Origin of the sequence: Nostoc sp. FACHB-152 (genome assembly GCF_014697475.1) — a bacterium.
Taxonomy (GTDB): domain Bacteria; phylum Cyanobacteriota; class Cyanobacteriia; order Cyanobacteriales; family Nostocaceae; genus Nostoc_B.
Genome location: NZ_JACJRV010000004.1, coordinates 101,725 through 118,798, shown reverse-complemented (window position 1 = coordinate 118,798; position 17,074 = coordinate 101,725). Strand labels below are relative to the sequence as shown.

General features: G+C 38.7%; 18 protein-coding genes. 7 read left to right on the top strand and 11 right to left on the bottom strand.

Annotated elements, in window-relative coordinates; genetic code table 11:
* Positions 1–36: 36 nt before the first annotated feature.
* The 3 genes from H6G76_RS05695 to H6G76_RS05685 form a co-directional block, all read right to left on the bottom strand.
* A complete protein-coding gene (locus H6G76_RS05695) occupies positions 37–954 on the bottom strand; it encodes an alpha/beta fold hydrolase (protein WP_190696747.1) in 918 nt (305 codons plus the stop codon).
* A 12-nt stretch (positions 955–966) separates the two neighbouring features.
* Entirely contained in the window at positions 967–1,794 is an 828-nt protein-coding gene (locus H6G76_RS05690; protein ID WP_190696742.1) for an SDR family oxidoreductase, read from the bottom strand.
* Between the two features lie 198 nt (positions 1,795–1,992).
* The gene (locus H6G76_RS05685) at positions 1,993–2,529 is read right to left on the bottom strand and encodes a hypothetical protein (RefSeq protein ID WP_190696738.1); all 537 of its coding nucleotides are present in this window, start codon (positions 2,527–2,529) and stop codon (positions 1,993–1,995) included.
* Between the two features lie 594 nt (positions 2,530–3,123).
* Here H6G76_RS05685 and H6G76_RS05680 point away from each other — a divergent pair.
* Positions 3,124–3,921, top strand: a complete 798-nt coding sequence (locus tag H6G76_RS05680; protein WP_190696735.1) for a class I SAM-dependent methyltransferase — start codon at positions 3,124–3,126, stop codon at positions 3,919–3,921.
* A 32-nt stretch (positions 3,922–3,953) separates the two neighbouring features.
* Here H6G76_RS05680 and H6G76_RS05675 read toward each other — a convergent pair whose 3' ends face one another.
* Both H6G76_RS05675 and H6G76_RS05670 read right to left on the bottom strand, forming a co-directional pair.
* Entirely contained in the window at positions 3,954–4,700 is a 747-nt protein-coding gene (locus tag H6G76_RS05675; RefSeq protein WP_190696732.1) for a pentapeptide repeat-containing protein, read from the bottom strand.
* A 165-nt stretch (positions 4,701–4,865) separates the two neighbouring features.
* The gene (locus H6G76_RS05670) at positions 4,866–5,360 is read right to left on the bottom strand and encodes a hypothetical protein (protein ID WP_190696730.1); all 495 of its coding nucleotides are present in this window, start codon (positions 5,358–5,360) and stop codon (positions 4,866–4,868) included.
* Positions 5,361–6,088: 728 nt separating this feature from the next.
* Here H6G76_RS05670 and aroF point away from each other — a divergent pair.
* From aroF to H6G76_RS05645, 5 genes are all read left to right on the top strand, one after another.
* Positions 6,089–6,964, top strand: coding sequence for a 3-deoxy-7-phosphoheptulonate synthase (gene aroF, locus H6G76_RS05665; protein ID WP_190696728.1), 876 nt, complete (start codon positions 6,089–6,091; stop codon positions 6,962–6,964).
* Positions 6,965–7,121: 157 nt separating this feature from the next.
* The gene (locus tag H6G76_RS05660; protein WP_190696724.1) at positions 7,122–7,295 is read left to right on the top strand and encodes a hypothetical protein; all 174 of its coding nucleotides are present in this window, start codon (positions 7,122–7,124) and stop codon (positions 7,293–7,295) included.
* 25 nt (positions 7,296–7,320) lie between these two features.
* Complete coding sequence (locus tag H6G76_RS05655; RefSeq protein ID WP_190696721.1) at positions 7,321–8,832, top strand: FAD-dependent oxidoreductase; 1,512 nt, start codon at positions 7,321–7,323, stop codon at positions 8,830–8,832.
* 18 nt (positions 8,833–8,850) lie between these two features.
* Positions 8,851–9,300, top strand: a complete 450-nt coding sequence (locus tag H6G76_RS05650) for an AAA family ATPase (RefSeq protein ID WP_190696718.1) — start codon at positions 8,851–8,853, stop codon at positions 9,298–9,300.
* Positions 9,290–10,054 (top strand): tRNA(His) guanylyltransferase Thg1 family protein, encoded by a 765-nt coding sequence (locus tag H6G76_RS05645; RefSeq protein WP_190696715.1) that lies wholly within the window; start codon positions 9,290–9,292, stop codon positions 10,052–10,054. The genes H6G76_RS05650 and H6G76_RS05645 overlap by 11 nt, the downstream gene beginning before the upstream one ends.
* 168 nt (positions 10,055–10,222) lie before the next feature.
* On the opposite strand, the gene rsgA is transcribed toward H6G76_RS05645, so the two are convergent.
* The 6 genes from rsgA to H6G76_RS05615 form a co-directional block, all read right to left on the bottom strand.
* On the bottom strand, positions 10,223–11,284 hold the full coding sequence (rsgA, locus tag H6G76_RS05640) for a ribosome small subunit-dependent GTPase A (RefSeq protein WP_190696712.1): 1,062 nt from the start codon (positions 11,282–11,284) through the stop codon (positions 10,223–10,225).
* Between the two features lie 561 nt (positions 11,285–11,845).
* Positions 11,846–12,283 carry a hypothetical protein gene (locus H6G76_RS05635; RefSeq protein WP_190696700.1) on the bottom strand — a complete coding sequence of 146 codons (438 nt, stop codon included), beginning with the start codon at positions 12,281–12,283 and terminating at the stop codon, positions 11,846–11,848.
* A 411-nt stretch (positions 12,284–12,694) separates the two neighbouring features.
* Complete coding sequence (locus H6G76_RS05630; protein ID WP_190696697.1) at positions 12,695–13,549, bottom strand: DUF72 domain-containing protein; 855 nt, start codon at positions 13,547–13,549, stop codon at positions 12,695–12,697.
* Positions 13,550–13,625: 76 nt separating this feature from the next.
* Positions 13,626–13,988 (bottom strand): DUF5615 family PIN-like protein, encoded by a 363-nt coding sequence (locus H6G76_RS05625; protein ID WP_190696693.1) that lies wholly within the window; start codon positions 13,986–13,988, stop codon positions 13,626–13,628.
* Positions 13,985–14,224, bottom strand: a complete 240-nt coding sequence (locus tag H6G76_RS05620; RefSeq protein WP_190696690.1) for a DUF433 domain-containing protein — start codon at positions 14,222–14,224, stop codon at positions 13,985–13,987. Before H6G76_RS05620 ends, H6G76_RS05625 begins: the two co-directional genes overlap by 4 nt.
* A gap of 274 nt (positions 14,225–14,498) precedes the next feature.
* Positions 14,499–15,689 (bottom strand): hypothetical protein, encoded by a 1,191-nt coding sequence (locus H6G76_RS05615; RefSeq protein WP_190696687.1) that lies wholly within the window; start codon positions 15,687–15,689, stop codon positions 14,499–14,501.
* A 325-nt stretch (positions 15,690–16,014) separates the two neighbouring features.
* On the opposite strand from H6G76_RS05615, the gene H6G76_RS05610 reads away from it, so the two are divergent.
* The gene (locus tag H6G76_RS05610) at positions 16,015–16,668 is read left to right on the top strand and encodes a hypothetical protein (RefSeq protein WP_190696684.1); all 654 of its coding nucleotides are present in this window, start codon (positions 16,015–16,017) and stop codon (positions 16,666–16,668) included.
* Positions 16,669–17,074: the final 406 nt, after the last annotated feature.

The following is a 17,074-nucleotide window of genomic DNA, read 5'->3' as shown; positions in this document are numbered from 1 at the left end:
CCTTTGTCATTGGTCATTTGTCATTGGTGCAAATGACTAATTTTTTTGAGACAATTCTGCAATGAATGGCGCGATCGCACTTACAAATTCACTGGTAGATTCATAGGGTAAAACATTTCTTCCTGGCACTTTTACTCCACGACCTTGGGGTAAATTTGCCAGATAATCAGCTAAACGCTCATCGGGTGTTTCTTGTTTACCTTCTTTGCTAATACTTGATGCTGTTTCACCGACAATTACTAATGTCGGTTGTTTGATAGAAGCAATGTCATTACTATAGTCTTGCTGCCAAAATCTTGCTAAAAAAGAAAATACAGCATGACGACTAGCTGTATTCTCTGCACCTGCAACTAACATACTTAACAATTCATTATCTACATCAACACCAGTTGCAAATAACTGACGAGTTGAAAAAGACCGCAGAAACTTTTGAGTCCTTGCGTAGCGAAAGAAAGCATTTCCTAAAGGTGAATCTAACAAATTCCAAATTAGTTTTTGTTGCGAAGCTGACGCTTTCTTTGTAATTACAGTCCAAGCTGGTGGACCAGAAAGCACCAAGCCCTTAATTAAATTTAATTCCTTTTTAACTAATTCTATAGCGACCGGAAATAAAGCACCTTGCACTACTAAAACAACAGGCTTTTGTACAACTGTTTGTAAAAAATACTGTAATTGTTCTGCCCAATCTGTGGGAGTGCAAGCTACATGAGGCATATCACTTTTACCGCATCCTAATAAATCAGGATTATAAGTAAGATTTTGATAGCCTTGTTTATACCATTCGCTACAAAATCGCTGCCAAAATTGACCTGATAATCCTACACCAATCGGATGAATTAACAGTAGTGGAATTCCTGCTAAATTAATATTATTTGGTTGATAAACTTCGTAAGCACAGCAATATTGACACCATCTATAAAACTGGGTAGGAGATGTTGTAATAGATGTTTGCATAAGTCTAGTTTTTTAATCAAAAATCATCTGAGAATGAATCAGTTTATAGCCAGCATTTTTGAGCTTGTGATTTGATACTGTGGCGTTATATGGACGGTTGCTTTTTTGTGAAGCGTCCCATTGAACAGTGGGTAAATTGTGTTTTGTAAATAAGGTATCTAGTAATTCTTGGCTTTTTAAATGGGCATCATCAACTAAATTGTAAATACCATCTAAGTGATAGTGACGGGCAAACTCGATCGCGGCAACAATATCATCTAGATGAATCCAATTTGTGACATCTTTGCCATCTCCAGGACGAGTTGTACCAGATGCACGACCAAATATTTTAATTAATTCTCGTCCAGGCCCATAAATCCCACCCAAACGGAAGATGCAAACCTTCAGATTTTTTGTAGCGGCTGACAGTAAAACTTTTTCTGTTTCTCGGAGGATGATTGTATTAGCACTGGTTGGTTCAATTGGTGTGTCTTCATCTACCGTAGCACCATTGCGATCGCCATAAACTGAATAACTACCTGTGTAAATAATTTGTCGGAGATTCGTCAGGTGCGGCAAAATCGAGACTAAAGTTTTGGCTGTTCCCAGATAAGTTTCTTCATATGAATCTGCACCTTTTGCACCCACACTCAGCAGCACTATATCTTGATGCTGTAAAACTGATTTTAGTGTTTCTGCATCATTTCCTTGAACGACTATAACTTTTTGCGCTACAGCTTGCAGTGTCGGGATGCGTTCGGGTGAGGTAGTGGTGGCGGTAACAGCCAAAGTCATCTTTTGCTGCCAACACTTAGCAGCTGCATACCCAACGTAACCACAACCAATGATGGCAATATTCATCAATTTTTAGAGTCAGGAGTCCAAAGTTAATAGTACAAGAGTTTTAAGCGACTATACAAAGATAAATACCAAGCCCAGACGATTAAAATTGTTCAGAGGTTGTTGGAACAATATTTGGCTGTGATTATAAGTACTTAATAAACTTGCCCTCGAACACTGCACTATAAAGCATTGTTCGAGGGCAAGTTTGCTCTTATTCTATCTAGCAGTGACAAGCTGACCTGTAAAAGAGAATGACCCTGCATTTTGTCCATTACCCTGTAATGGATTTGCTTGTAGACCAAACAGACGAAGCTCAATTGTCCCTTCTACCGTTTGAGTTCTCTGATTAAAAGTAGCCTGATAATCATTTCTGGCAATACCGCTCCCACCTTGGTTTGAGATACTAAAGTTGAGTGCCCTACCTGTAATCGCCTTCGTCCCATTACAAGCCCAAGTGCCTTGAGAAGTGGTAAAAGGATCAAACTGACCCGAAATACCACCTTGGTTTGAGTCAGTGACAATTAAGTTACCTTCTTTAGTAAGAGTAATCAGCGCGCGTGAAGCAAATTTTCCTTTGGTATCTTTAATTGTCGTGAGGTATGTACCGGTAACAAACCTGCTGCAAACTGTTTGTTCAGAATTGAGATTAATTACAGATTCAGCTTTTACTTTTTGAGTGTTGCAAATATTCAAAATGCTCACTGTGGTAAATACACCAATTGTCAACCCAAGCAAAGTTTTATGAATTTTCATGATTAATAACAGTAGAGAATTGATAGAACTCTACTTAAAAACATATACATAAACAAGAAATACTCTTAATAATTTTTGGTTAACTTTTGTTTAAAATAAGCAGAACTTTTCAGTGTGAAGCGGAGAATATGACAACTATAGGTTTTTAGTTGTGTTTTAAAAAAGTAAACAACCGTTTGCTTACTTAAAATATAGGACTCATATTTAATTTCTGAAAAAATCAGTACATTTTTATGTGCTTCTCTTCTCTTTTTATATCAGTATGTTTAGTAATCATATAGGAAGTATTTGATTTTTTTAAAAAATCAGTATATTGTTACCTGCCTTCTATTGGGTTGCCTATTGCCTATTGCCTGCCTACATAAGTATGTTCAGTAATTAAATCAGATTCCTATACCAGATTCCTAGAATTGATTGCTCATTTAAGTATATCTGGTATTCATAAGGTTTAAATTCTGATAAAATACTATAAAATACAGCGTTTTGCCGTTAAATCCAGTACAACTTCAAAGAGGAAAAGAAACTAGAGACTAGAGATGTTTAGGTTAGCCTAGTGTGCCTGATGCAGATGAAGACTAATGTAGATTCAACAAAATGGCAAAGTCCAACTATTACGATAAAATTGCTTACATTTATGACCAAACCCGTTGGCTGACAGAAACTGTCGCGGAAGAAGTTGCAGATTTTATTCTTGAATTAGTCAATGCAAAGCCTAACACATCTTTTTTAGAACCTGGTATTGGTACTGGCTTGAATGTTCTTCCTTTGATTAAACGTGGTTATTCTGTAACTGGCATTGATGCTTCTCAAGCAATGCTTGACCAATTAAGGCAAAAACTACCCGAAATTCCGCAAAATTTGAATCTGATTCATGCAGATGCTTCACAACTACCTTTCACAGATGAAAGTTTTGATGTTGTGTTAACTGTTCACATGATTCACACTGTCTCAAATTGGAAGGTATTTCTAGATGAAGTTGTTCGCGTTTTGAAACCACAAGGTTTTTATCTGAATTCTCAATGGATTACCCCTCCTGCACGTATGAAATTTGAGGGTTATTTACGAGCTATTTTAGCTAAATATGAAGTGAAACAAGCACCGAAGCCTGTCAATAAAGTACTTGAAGAAATCAATATAGAAGAGTATTTGAATAGCAAAGGTTATCGGTCAAACTATGTGATTGTAAAAGAGTGGACAGTAAGCAACACAGTTAACGAACTTCTCAATTTTTACAAATCACGGGCATACGGTTTATGTTGGCTAGTATCCGAAGAGGTATTTCATCAAGTAATGGATGAGTTTGAAGAGTTTTGTGTTGCACATTATGGTTCTTTAGAAACAGAGTTATCATCCTCAGCCAAGTTTGAGATATGGGCGTATACCGCCAGCTAATATTGTTTCACTTGATTAACAAACAAGGCTGGTTAACTATGAATTTGACCATCTGGCATAATTGCGCCTGTTAAGTTAGCACCAATCAATTTTACCAACAGGCGATCGCCAGAACGCATCCTTGCCCCTGTTAAGTCAGCACCTCTTAAGTCAGCACCACTAAAATCTGCACCAATTAGGTTAGCATTACGTAAATTCGCTTCTCTGAGGTCGGCTAAAAGTAAGTTAGCCCTAAACAAATTTGCCTCAGATAAATTTGCCCCTCTCAAAATAACTTTGTGCATAAAAGTATCACTGAGGTCAGCACCACTCAAATTGGCATAACTTAAATTTCTCCCTGACAAATCTTTATTGCTCAAATTTGCTCGACTGAAGTCTTTACCACTCAAATCTTGACTTTGTTTTGGTGGCTGAGGATTTGGTTGAGGTGAAGATGGCCTTTTTGGTTGAGGTGACTGATAAGGCTGCGAATGAGGATGAGGCTGCGAATGAGGATGAGGCTGCGAATGGGGATGAGGCTGCGAATGGGGATGAGGCTGCGAATGGGGATGAGGCTGCGAATGGGGATGAAGCTTACCATTTAATGAGCGCAATTTCTCACGCGCTTCGTTAATTGCTTTGAGCTTTTCTTGCGCTTTTTGTTGTAAGCGGATATTATCTTTGGGAAGACGATCAGGATGCCACACAAAAACTAAATCTTTGTAAGCTTGGTTCACTTCTTCAAGTGTTGCACCAGGCTCTAATTCCAAAATTCGATAATACAGCTCCATCTCATTCATAGAATGTGTTTAAAAGTTAAAAGTCATAATTACAAAAGAACAGGTAAGAGGCAATAGGGAATAGGGAATAGGCAATAGGATATATAAAGACTCACTAAAAATTAAATTTAGGATAGTTGAAGCGTCTCCCTTGCCTCACTCATCCATCTTGTCACTCTTCTATACCTATCTTCCCATTTCTCCATTTCGCCATCGATTCATTGCTCTGAGATAAGCTGAAACAGGAATTTGATAAACCTCAACAATAATCCACAAAATAATAGATAAATGTGACAAAAAAGTTAGTATTGTCCAGATGTATGGTAGCCAAGTGAGGGGAGAATTGAGAGTTGGGGGAAAGTAAAAAGCTACTATACCAATTAAAGTGGTGGGAAACAAGACAAAAGCGATCGCAGCCAGCCCATAACCCCAGCCTAATTCCACACCTTCTAACTGGGCTTCTGTCCAACTAAAGCCATTCCACCGCCAAATTAAAGGCGGTTGACGCGAAGGCATTTTAATCTGCTGTTGTTCTAGATTGACGGTAAAAATTTCTTGGCAGAAGTCACAAGCCATAGTTTCCATCAATGGCATATGGTAAATCTTACCTACTCGACAAACTGGGCAAGGGTAAACTCCATGATAATCAAAAGATTTGTTGAAGATTTTGGAACTGGGCATAATAAAACTATATTGTGAGCAAAAGTTTATCGTATTCGTGCAAAGTTGGTTAACCAAGCTTGTAAAGGTTAGAGGGAGCGGCTTCTCCCCTTACTGATGCCCTTACGCTTATTTTTCAGTGACCAACCAGCAACAAATCTCTATTCCCACAGTTGTAACGAGTCTATCGCTTTTTTGAGTGTTATGGTGTTATGTAGGGCTTGACGCAAGCGATCGCTTTTGTTATTGTGAAGCTCAATAAGCCATACATTAGTTTTTTATCCCAACGCAGCATAAATGTTCAGCAACAATTACTACTTTTATTTTTGGTTTAAGGCGGTTCACCGGCGGTGAGTCAAGTTTCCTACTGGAAACCGCCCGGTGAACCGCAGAGTAAACAACTCTGCGGTTTTTTGTTTTTTAGGACTATCTGTACAGGCGGCATAAATTACAGAAAACTTTTTCCCTTTTAACTGTCACCTGTAATCTGTAACCTGTCACCTCTATTTCTTGCAAGTATTGAGCATGATTACTAATTTACACAACTGGTTTTACGGCTTTTACTTTTGGCCCAGATCAAGTTCCGGGTAAATAGCGTCATGCCAATTAGTCAGAACGCGCCCGGAACATCAAGTTTCCGGGCTTTTTTGTTAATGCTAAGGGTTAGAGGCTAGTAAAAAGTTATCTAGAATAAAGTCCCCAGTCCCTAATCCCTACAGTCCCAGTCCCTAATAAAGGAGAATCAAACCATGATTAACGCTAAACTTGCCGCCCAAACTCATCCTAACCACCAAACAATTGTTAAACTTTCTGAGACAGTCGCCTTCGGTGGCGAAGAACTAGTAATTATTGGTGGCCCCTGCACAGTCGAAAGCTGGGAACAAATGGAAACAGTTGCTCAAAAATTAGCACCTGCACCTGTGCAAGCTTTGCGTGGAGGTGTTTATAAACCCCGCACCTCGCCTTACGCCTTCCAAGGAATGGCAGAAGCCGGATTAGAAGTATTAGCAAGAGTGCGATCGCTCTACAATATTCCTGTAGTCACTGAAGTAATGTCCATCTCCCAAATTGAAACTGTTGCTGCCCATGCTGATATGCTGCAAGTTGGTAGCAGGAATATGCAAAACTTCGACTTGCTCAAAGCTTTAGGACAAGCTCATAAACCAATCTTGCTCAAACGTGGTTTAGCCGCCACCATTGAAGAATTCGTCATGGCTGCCGAATACATCCTTAGTCACGGTAATCCAAATGTGGTGCTGTGCGAAAGAGGTATCCGCAGCTTTGATGATTACACCCGCAACGTCTTAGACTTAGGCGCAGTTGCAGCCCTGAAGCAAATCACCCACTTACCCGTGATTGTAGATCCTTCCCATGCCGTCGGGAAACGAGAATTAGTAGCACCTGTTGCTAAAGCTGCTGTTGCTTGTGGTGCAGATGGATTAATTATTGAATGTCACCCAGAACCAGAAAAATCCGTTTCTGATGCGCGTCAAGCACTATCTTTAGAAGACATGGTGAATTTAGTAGATGCTTTAAAGCCTGTAGCAGCCGCAGTAGGACGCAAAATAGCAGAAACAAAAGGGGGGGTGGGTGTAAAACCTGCCCCAATTTTTTGCGCGGCTTAAATTTAAACGAACCACAGAGGAGCCAGTCGCGTGGGCGGGCTTCCCGACTTGAGCGAACTGGCGTAGAGCAGAGGACACGGAGAAATAAGATTTTTACTCATCCTCTTTGCGCCTCTGCGCCTCTGCGCGAGATAAATTATTTTGTTTTTTTACTATCATGCTTCTAAATATTTATCTACCAGTGCGATCGCCTAATCTTGTAGATTGCTTAATGATGGAGATTGTTTACTTAGTTGTTGTAATGCGATCGCATCGTCTTCAAGAGAATAAAACTATTTTGTCACAGAAAATTCTCTCTACGGCTGAACGCAAGTTCGTATACATTAATTGATGGGCAGCAACAATCGGAGAGCAAAATGGCAGAAGAGTCACAACAAAAACGTGTCGTCGTCGTTGGTGCAGGTTGGGCTGGTTTAGGCGCGACCTATCATTTAGCCAAACAAGGTTATGATGTGACACTTCTAGAAGCAGGCCCCTATCCTGGTGGACTAGTAGCAGGTTGGAAAACTCCTGGCGGCAAATCAGTAGAAGCTGGTATTCATGGCTTTTGGTATCCTTATAGAAATATTTTTTCTCTAATCAACGAGTTAAATATTAACCCCTTCACTACTTGGACTCGTTCTGCTCAATATTCACCCGCAGGCTTGGAAGTAGAGTCACCAATTTTTCAAGAAATGCCCCAATTGCCTGCACCTTTGGGTACATTTCTCTACACTTACTTTCAACGGTTGCCATTAATTGACCGTCTCAGTGCCTTACCTTTACTGTATGCCGTAATTGATTTTGATAATTCTGATGCGGCTTGGCGGCGTTATGATTCTGTAACTGCGCGGGAATTGTTCAAAGACTTTGGTGTATCTGCAAGGCTGTATCGTGATGCCTTTGAGCCGATGTTGTTAGTAGGCTTATTTGCCCCTGGTGAACAATGTTCTGCCGCCGCCACATTAGGGATGCTTTATTATTTTATTTTGGCGCATCAACCTAATTTTGATGTGGTTTGGTGTCGGGGAACTGTAGGTGAAAAAATCTTCCGTCCTTGGGTAGAAAAAATTGAAAAATTGGGCGGCAAAGTATTAGCCAAGCAGCGCGTAACTGATGTAATTGTTGATAATAACAACCGCGCTACAGGTGTAGTTTGTGGTGAACAAGTATTTGATGCTGATGCCGTAATTTTTGCAGTTGGTATCACTGGAATGAAGAAAATTGTTTCTTCTAGCCTCAGCTTACAAGGGCGGGAAGAATTTCGGAATTTGGGGAATTTAGGCGCAATTGATGTTTTAGCAACGCGGCTATGGTTTGACCGCAAAATTGATGTACCGCGTCCTTCTAATGCTTGCTTTGGCTTTGATACAACTACTGGATGGACATTTTTTGATTTGAACGCGCTGCATGATGAATATCTAAATGAACCCGGAACAGTAATTGAAGCTGATTTTTATCACGCCAATCAATTTTTGAATTTAAGCGATGAAGAAATTATTCCGATTGTTCAGAAATATTTAGCAACTTGTGTACCAGCCTTTAAACAAGCAAAAGTTATTGATAGTAGTGTAATTCGCTTGCCAAATGCAGTAACACACTTTGCGCCTGGTAGCTATCGTTATATGTTGCCAGCTAGAACAAGTTTTGCCAATGTATTTATGAGTGGTGATTGGATTATTACTCGTCACGGTTCATGGTCGCAAGAAAAAGCTTATGTTACAGGCTTAGAAGCAGCAAACTTGGTCACATCTTATTTAGGAGAAGGTTATCCTGCTGAGATTTTACCTGTAGAAGCGGATGAACTGCATATTCAAATCGGGCGATCGCTCAACGAAACAGTCCGTAACTTAAGTAAATCTATCTTGCCTAACTTTTGGCTACCATAGCAATTTTCCTACCCATCAATGGAAGCCATTATTTTTATCGGAATTCAAGGAGCAGGTAAATCCACTTTTTATCGCAACTATTTTTTTAATACCCACATCCGCATCAATTTAGATATGCTCAAAACCCGCCATCGTGAGCATATCTTTCTGCAAGCTTGTTTAGAAGCTCAACAGCGTTTTGTGGTGGACAATACTAATCCCACAGTCGAAAATAGAGAACGCTACATTATCCCAGCTAAAACCAACGGTTTTCGGGTTGTGGGTTATTACTTTCAATCTAAACTTGAAGACTGTAAACAACGCAATAACCAAAGACCACCCAAACAAATCGTACCCTTAGTAGGATTGTTAGCAACTTATAAAAAATTAGTTTTACCAAGTTGGCAAGAAGGATTTGATACCATTTATTCGGTTAAAACTGAATTAAATTACTCCTTCATTGTTGAGGAATGGCAACGTGAAATTTGACGAACTTGATAGCAGGATGCGGGTGTTTGAGACAGCCCACGACCATTGTGTATTACCTGGACTGTATATAGTTGCCAGATTAGATGGGCGTAGCTTTACCCGCCTAACAAAAGAAGTACATCAATTTGAAGCCCCATACGATCCTCGCTTTCGAGACATGATGTTGACGACAATCGAGCATCTGATGAATTGCGGTATTGATATCACTTATGGTTACACTCAAAGTGATGAAATCTCTCTTTTGTTTGCCTATCAAGAACAAACGTTTAGCCGCAAATTAAGAAAACTAAACTCAATCTTAGCAGGTGAAGCGAGTGCCAAATTCTCTTTATTATTAGGAAGTATTGGTTGTTTTGACTGTCGTATTTCTCAACTTCCCAATCAAGAAGAAGTCGTTAATTATTTTCGCTGGCGGCATGAAGATGCCCACAGAAATGCTTTAAACGCTCATTGTTACTGGTGTCTGCGTCGAGAAGGTAAAACTGCTACTCAAGCCACCAGCATGATGAACGGCTTATCTGTGGCAGATAAAAACGAAATGTTATTTCAGCATGGAATTAATTTTAATCAGCTTCCTAACTGGCAAAAACGAGGTGTAGGGCTTTATTGGGAAGAATATCAAAAACAGGGATATAACCCAATTACAGGTGAGACTGTCCCTGCACTGCGACGACGTATCCGGCGAGATTTAGATCTGCCAATGAAAGATGAGTATAGTAGATTTATTACAGAATTAATCAGTTCACCAATTTAATCAGGACTATACTACTCCCTTCCCACTATAAAATTACTTATTTTCTTCCTTTGTGTTTTTTGCGGTAACCTGCGGCAAGCCACCAGTGCGTCTACGTTTAAAAAATTAGGTAATCTAACGGTGAAATTTATTGTAGAGACGTAGCATTGCTACGTCTCTACAAATATATCAACCCTTATGATGATTTCGCATGGCTTTATGGATTTTCTTCCAGCGTTCTTTCTCCGCTAATTGCGCCCTATGGTCTTGCTTGCGAACAAGATAGTTGAGTTCTTTTTGCAATTTTTGATAGCTGAGAAATCTGGAATAATCAAGTTCTCCCTCAAGTAATGCTTGCTGCACTGCACAACCGGGTTCGTTATTATGCTGGCAATTACGAAAGCGGCATTCTGCAACTAAGGTTTCGATGTCTGCAAAGGTTCCTTGCAAACTTTCATCACCCGCCCAAATTTGAATTTCTCGCATTCCTGGGGTATCGATAATTAAACCGCCTGTTGGCAGTAATATCAATTCTCGATTTGTAGTCGTGTGTTTACCTCGGTCATCACCTTGACGTACTGGTTGCACAGCTTGCACTGTTGCACCTTTGAGTTGGTTAGTAATAGTCGATTTACCCACACCAGAAGAACCCAACAAAGCAACTGTTTGTCCTGGTTGGAGGTATGTTTTCAATGCATCTAACCCTTGATTATTAGCGGCACTCAAAACCAGAATTGGCACACCAATGGCAACGGCTTCCACTTCAGATATACACTCATCTAAAAAGTTGCACAGGTCGGCTTTATTTAAAACGATAACTGGATTTGCGCCACTTTCCCAAGCAAGAATTAGATAGCGTTCAATTCTTCTAGGGTTAAAGTCGCCATCAAGTCCACAAACCAAAAACACAGTGTCAATATTAGCCGCAGCAATTTGTTCTTCGGTTTTACTACCAACAGTTTTCCGTGAAAACTTGCTTTTTCTAGGCAATATTCCGTGAATGGTAGCGCGTCTTTCTGACTCTCGCGCCTGAATTATAACCCAGTCCCCAACGGCGGGAAAGTCTTGCGCTTGATTTGCTTGATGTCGCAGTTTACCTGTAACTTCTGCTGTGAGTTCGCCCTGTTCGCCATAGACGATGTAAGTATTTCTGTATTCAATTGCAACCCTAGCAACACTAAATCCTTGTTGGCGATAGGGTGCGAAACTGTGAGTAAAAAAGTTACTCCAGCCTAAAAAATCCAAATTCATTGATATTTCCTCGATGTGTGCTGCTTGCTATGCACAAGGCGCACAGAGGCTGACACTTTTTATAGCGGAAGGCAGAAGGCGCGAGGCAGAAGGCAGGAGGTAAAATTATTACTATTCCTAGCTTTCATATTTTTTAAATGTCCTAGCCTATGTGACGACAGCTATAGATTGATGTCTCTAGTGTCTATAAATTCGAGTATCATTCCTGTAAATGAAGGACTGAACGCAAATCTCTGCGCCTTGTGTTGGTGTTGTTGAAGAGAACCCGGACGGCTAGCAATACAGTCATCTTTCTTCCTCGCTAATGTAGTACAAAAATAATCTACATCACTACATTATCTCATTTCGGAAAAATTAACCTTAAAACCTTAGTATTTGGCGTTAGCTGATAATTACCCAAAATGTTGGGTTACGCTACGCTCCACCCAACCTACAAGAATCACCAGAACTCTGTAACCTGTTACCTGTTACCTATACCATCCTATAAATACAGTGATGGCTTGGTTAGTAAAGGGAATGCCCTCACTAACCAAGCCATCATTAAGTTATATCACCAAACTGTTAGCTGGCTTGCTGTCGGACATATTGCCCATTTAGGCCTGCTTGAATCCAACTTAAGCATTCAAATTCAGAATTGAATAATTTGGGTGCTGCAATATTATTCAATAATTCTGGTGGGTAATGGTCGTAGAAATATTTGCCCTTTTCTTGAAAGATAATAATCAAGTTGTTGCGGAAAATACAGCGAGATTTAAAGCAATCTTGTTGACTAACAAATTCTAAATGTTGATCAATGTGTTCTTTGGCAATATCAATAATATTATTGATATTGCCATAAATACCTGCTGGATTATCCGCTTTGTGAAATTTGCTTTTATTTCCAATTTCTGACAACAGTTTATAGGAATAAATTTCATAAGCATCTGCTGTGCCAAAAACAAATGGAATGATGAGATATCCTTTATATGAAACTGTGTTTTCATAAAGAAGACGACTCATCTGAACCTCCTTTAATTTAATTGCTTACACAAATATCGCCCCACAATCCACATGAAAAATCGATACATTTCTAGAAGCTATAGTAGGGGACAGGTAACAGGTGACAGATTTCAAGTTATTGCTATATTTCTTGATATTGAGGATTTCCTATTAGCCGACTTGCCAAAAGGTTAGCTAACTATTTTTCTGAACAGAGATAGCTGCAACTTGATTAGAAATGTATGGTAAAAACTATTATCCCTCTTTTTGAAAGAAGTATGAATTGAAAAATTCGCTAAATGCAAAAAAATATATATTTTCTATCCTAAGATAGGTTTTAAAGGTAAAAGGGCTGTAATTTTTATACCTTGTGATTTCTAAATGTGAATGCAATTTCAGGAAAATAATTGTACTGCTAATTATGGCCTATGTTCACCATAAACTTAGCTGATTTGGGGGTTGTTCTAAATTATTCCAAGGTAGAGGTGGAACTGCAACACCACTTTGTTCTAATAGCTTTTGAAAGTGACGAGCATTGTTAGGCGATCGCTCTTCTAGAGGACAATGAACAAAGAAATAAACTCGCGTACCCATCTGTAACCATTGTTGAATCTGCGTTACCCATTCTTCCATAAACGGCTGATTCTCTGACAATGTGGGATGCGAAATAAACCGAATCAAGCTAAAAGGTGCAGTGACGCTAAAATGTACAGGTAATTTGGGTTTGCGTCGTTCTGATTGTAACTGCGGGTCATCTTCTCCATTATAGATAGGGCGGGAATCTAAAAGTACTCGTCCCACGCCTAGCTTTTCTAGCAACGCTGTTAATTTACTAGCATCAGGTTCTTGAAACCAGTCTGGATGGCGCACTTCTACAGCTAATGGCGCAGTATCACGTGGCCAAGCTGTCAGAAAAGTAGTTAAATCATCAATTAATGCCGGGGAATAACTCGGCGGTAACTGAACAAACATCGGCCCCAGACGTTTTCCTAAAGGTTGCATTCCCTTCAAAAATTTTAAAGCGGCGGGGATATGAGGTTGAAGTAAGCCTTGATGGGTGATGTCTCGCGGTAATTTTAAGCAAAATTCAAAACCTGAAGGTGTTTCAGCCGCCCAACGGCTAACAGTTTCTTGGTTAGGTACAGCATAAAAGGTGGTGTTACCTTCCACCGTAGTCAAGCGGCGACTGTAAAGCCTGAGAAACTCTGTAGCGCGACTTCCTGGGGGATAAAGTTCACCCACCCAACCTTTATATGACCAAACTGCACAACCAATAAAAAAGTTCACAAGCTTTGAATGTATTCAACTCTTGAGTGTTCTTACTTAATTGTAAAGGTAGGTTGTCTAGTATGAGTAGTGAGACTTATATCGGCAATTGTCTAACTCGGAAATCGCGATCGCTTACAGATATAATTGCACCTGATATTAAATCTGAATCAAACTGATTCAACACTTCTGCCAAACGTTCATTAATGATTTCGTAGCTTTCATTCCCTAATCTAAATAAAACTACACTGGGTAATGTAGCTCTACTTACTGCCAACAAATAACCAAAATCTAAATCTACGGTTAATAAAATTCGGCCTTCAAACCGAGCTTTTAGGAGAATTTCATCATCAGGTAATCTTTCAAGACCTTCATCAACTAAATGTACTGCATCATAACCAGCAGATTTTAGCCAATTTACAGTACGTGGTGAGATACCCATATCTGCTAAAAATTTCATCCAGCTTGATTACCAACTATGGGATAAACCTGTTCGCGTGTTAACCAAGCCGCATACATTAATGACTGCTGAATATCTTCTGGTTCTAAATATGGATAATCTTCTCTGATTTCGTCTACAGTTTTGCCATTGGCGACTAAATTCAAAATTAATGACACCGGAACTCGCATTCCGCGAATACACGCTTGTCCACCCATAATGCGTGGGTCAAATGTAATGCGGTCAAAACCTAACATATATCTAATTCTCCCGTACTTATGGTTGTGATGAAGATTCTTCTTTATTTTTACCTGCGATACTGTTTTTTTAAAGGGGGTATCGTCAAGTTAGCGATCACAAAGCTGTTGTAGCACTTACCTAATAAAAAGCCACAACTGTTTTTACATACTAAGCTTCCAAAATTTTACTTTATTAAGTGTTACTTTGATAAGCATTAATAGTTTTTTATTCGCTTATTACATCTATTTTATACAAGTTTTGAAAAATGTCTGTTTTTCTGATTTTCCGAAATCAAGGCCATTCATCTAAATCTTTTTTAGTAATTTTTTCTGTTTTTAATAGCATAGGTAGTAAATTAAAGAATAGCTTCTCATCATCCAATAAAGCAGCCTTAGCAAGCGAGAATCTCTCATCTTTAGCAGAAAAGTCTATTTTCTCTACTTCTTTGCGTACTTCCTCAAATCTTTCCTGCCATTTAAGCGATTGCCAATAGTTAATTTGAGCGACTAGACGAGCCATTTCTGGAAGTTGCTTATCATTTAAAAGAAAAAAACTTAAGCTTTCAACAATTTTCCATCGCTCATTATAGAGATTTTTATAGGTGATATCGCTAACTATATCAGATCTTGTTTTATCATCTGGAGAAAGTTTTTTCCATAACTCTAGAGAAAGTAAAAAGAAAAATTTTTCAAATCTAGTTATTGCTTCATCCAAATATTCCTGTGAAACAGTTATCTTCTGTCCAATTTCTAAGTTTTGGCGTAAAGGCTGTGCCACTTTATTTAAATAAATTTTATTGATCACTCCACCATTATGGACAAAAAGATTCCTCCGTTGACAAATTTCAGTAAGATAATTTTCCTCATCTGTTAGATATCCCATTGATAGTTTTAACTTACTTTTTAGAAAAGTAATCCAATCACTAAAACTGCCTCTTAAAATTTCTTCTATTCGTAAATCAATTAAGTAATTTTTAGCATCATCAATAGTTCCCATAGACTGTAATTCGCTAAGTGTCAAACTACGCTCACGAATATCAGAAGCCTCTGGATATAACTTAAAGTATTCATGAAGAAGTTGAGATAAAAACCATTCAACAGCACTAACTAAAGAAATTAAGGCATTTTGGTATAGTAAGCCTTTTTGATTAAATCTTTTAGAAAGTTTTGACATAGTACTATGAAAAGCCTGTCCACCAGAATTGTTAAAACTCAATTTTGCTGATTTCTTGCCTCCTTCATCTTCCATATGAATATCTAATGTTCCATCAAATTTAGACTGTAGATTCTCGACCAAAGACGTATCAAGAGGAAACTGTTCTGGTGCAATTGCATTAAAGCCAAGTACTAAAGGTATTAATGTGTCATGATTAGCTAGTATTTCTTCTTCTCTTGCTTTATCTAAGATTGGATTTACAAGATCTACAAATTCCCGTAAAGTATCAAGGTTATCCGCAAAACTACGTAAAATATTAGTAAACATATAAATTTGATATGTTAGTGAATATTCTTAATAATTATGCCCACATAAAATACTAAATTAACAAAATCAGCGTATTTAAATAAGAAAATATTAATTAACAACAAATTGCCTTCCTTTTAAGCACGCAGAGGTGCAAGTCAAAATTGCTTGAAAGATCTTGTGGATCGAAGTCAGCTAAAACTTTGAAAATCCTTTGACAAGGGTATTATAAAGTGGACATCAAATTCTTTGAAATTTTGACTGACTGCCAAGGCAAATGTACTACCTTGCCCAAACTTGATTAAAATAAAGACGCGATCGCACTTTCTACAAGGAGTATGCAGCAGTGCAGCCGGACTTAGTAGGCTTAGAAATTAGCAAGGGAGAACTGAGACGCTTAACAGGGTTCGACCCGGAAGATGTATTTCGACCTTCAATAATGAAAGACCGCGAGAAGCTAATTGGATTTTTGCTCAATGAACTATTAACAGCGTTAGCACTCACGCCAATTATTGTTGGGTTTATTTATGCATTTATTATTTTGCCAATTATTGGTTCTTCAATTAAATTAGGCATCATTTTACTAATTGTAGTGCCACTGGCAGTGTTAATCGGGCGATCGCTATGGCGACGGTTTACTTGTCCCAAAGCAGTTAGCATACTTTTAGATGAAGTTGATCAATATCATCAAGTAGTCAAAGCTATAGATATTCACGACCAATTAGCCACAGATGGTAACTCAATTGAAGATAGAGAACTAGTCATTGCTGCTTTGCAACTAATTCGAGAAGATTTAGTGCGCGCTTTAAAAACTGAACGAATTTTGCGTGACAATAAAAAATTACTGATAAATAATCAAGAATTATTTGTGAATAATTTAACGAACATACAAGCCTTGCAAGTTAGCACTCAAGCTAGTGAATATGCCCAACTACTCAATCAATCATTGCAGATTGCTGTTGATGTGCAAGCGCAACTCAGAAAGTTGCAACAACCTTAACTAATTGACCAACACGCGAAATATTAACTTGACTTAGGTAAACATATTAATCTATGTGGAAAGCATCGCCAGGAAATGTAACCTATAATTACATAAATGCTCCAGAAATAATTTTTTGATAGACAATATAAATGGAAGATATAGGAGGCTAGATAAACAGTCACCTCCGCTTCTAAATATAATTCACGCCTCAAGTAACTTTGCAAGATTGGTCAATGGAGGTGTCCCATGTTTAGCGATTATCCACTTTCTGACCCTACAACTTACCTCGTTGTCAAACTCATCGTATTAATGTTAGCTCTACTTATTTGTATGATAATTGCTGCGGCTCCAGCAGTTTAGAAGTTAGTAGATGCCGATTTTCAATCTTTGATAAATGCCAGTCTCCCAGAGAGTTCTCGGTGAG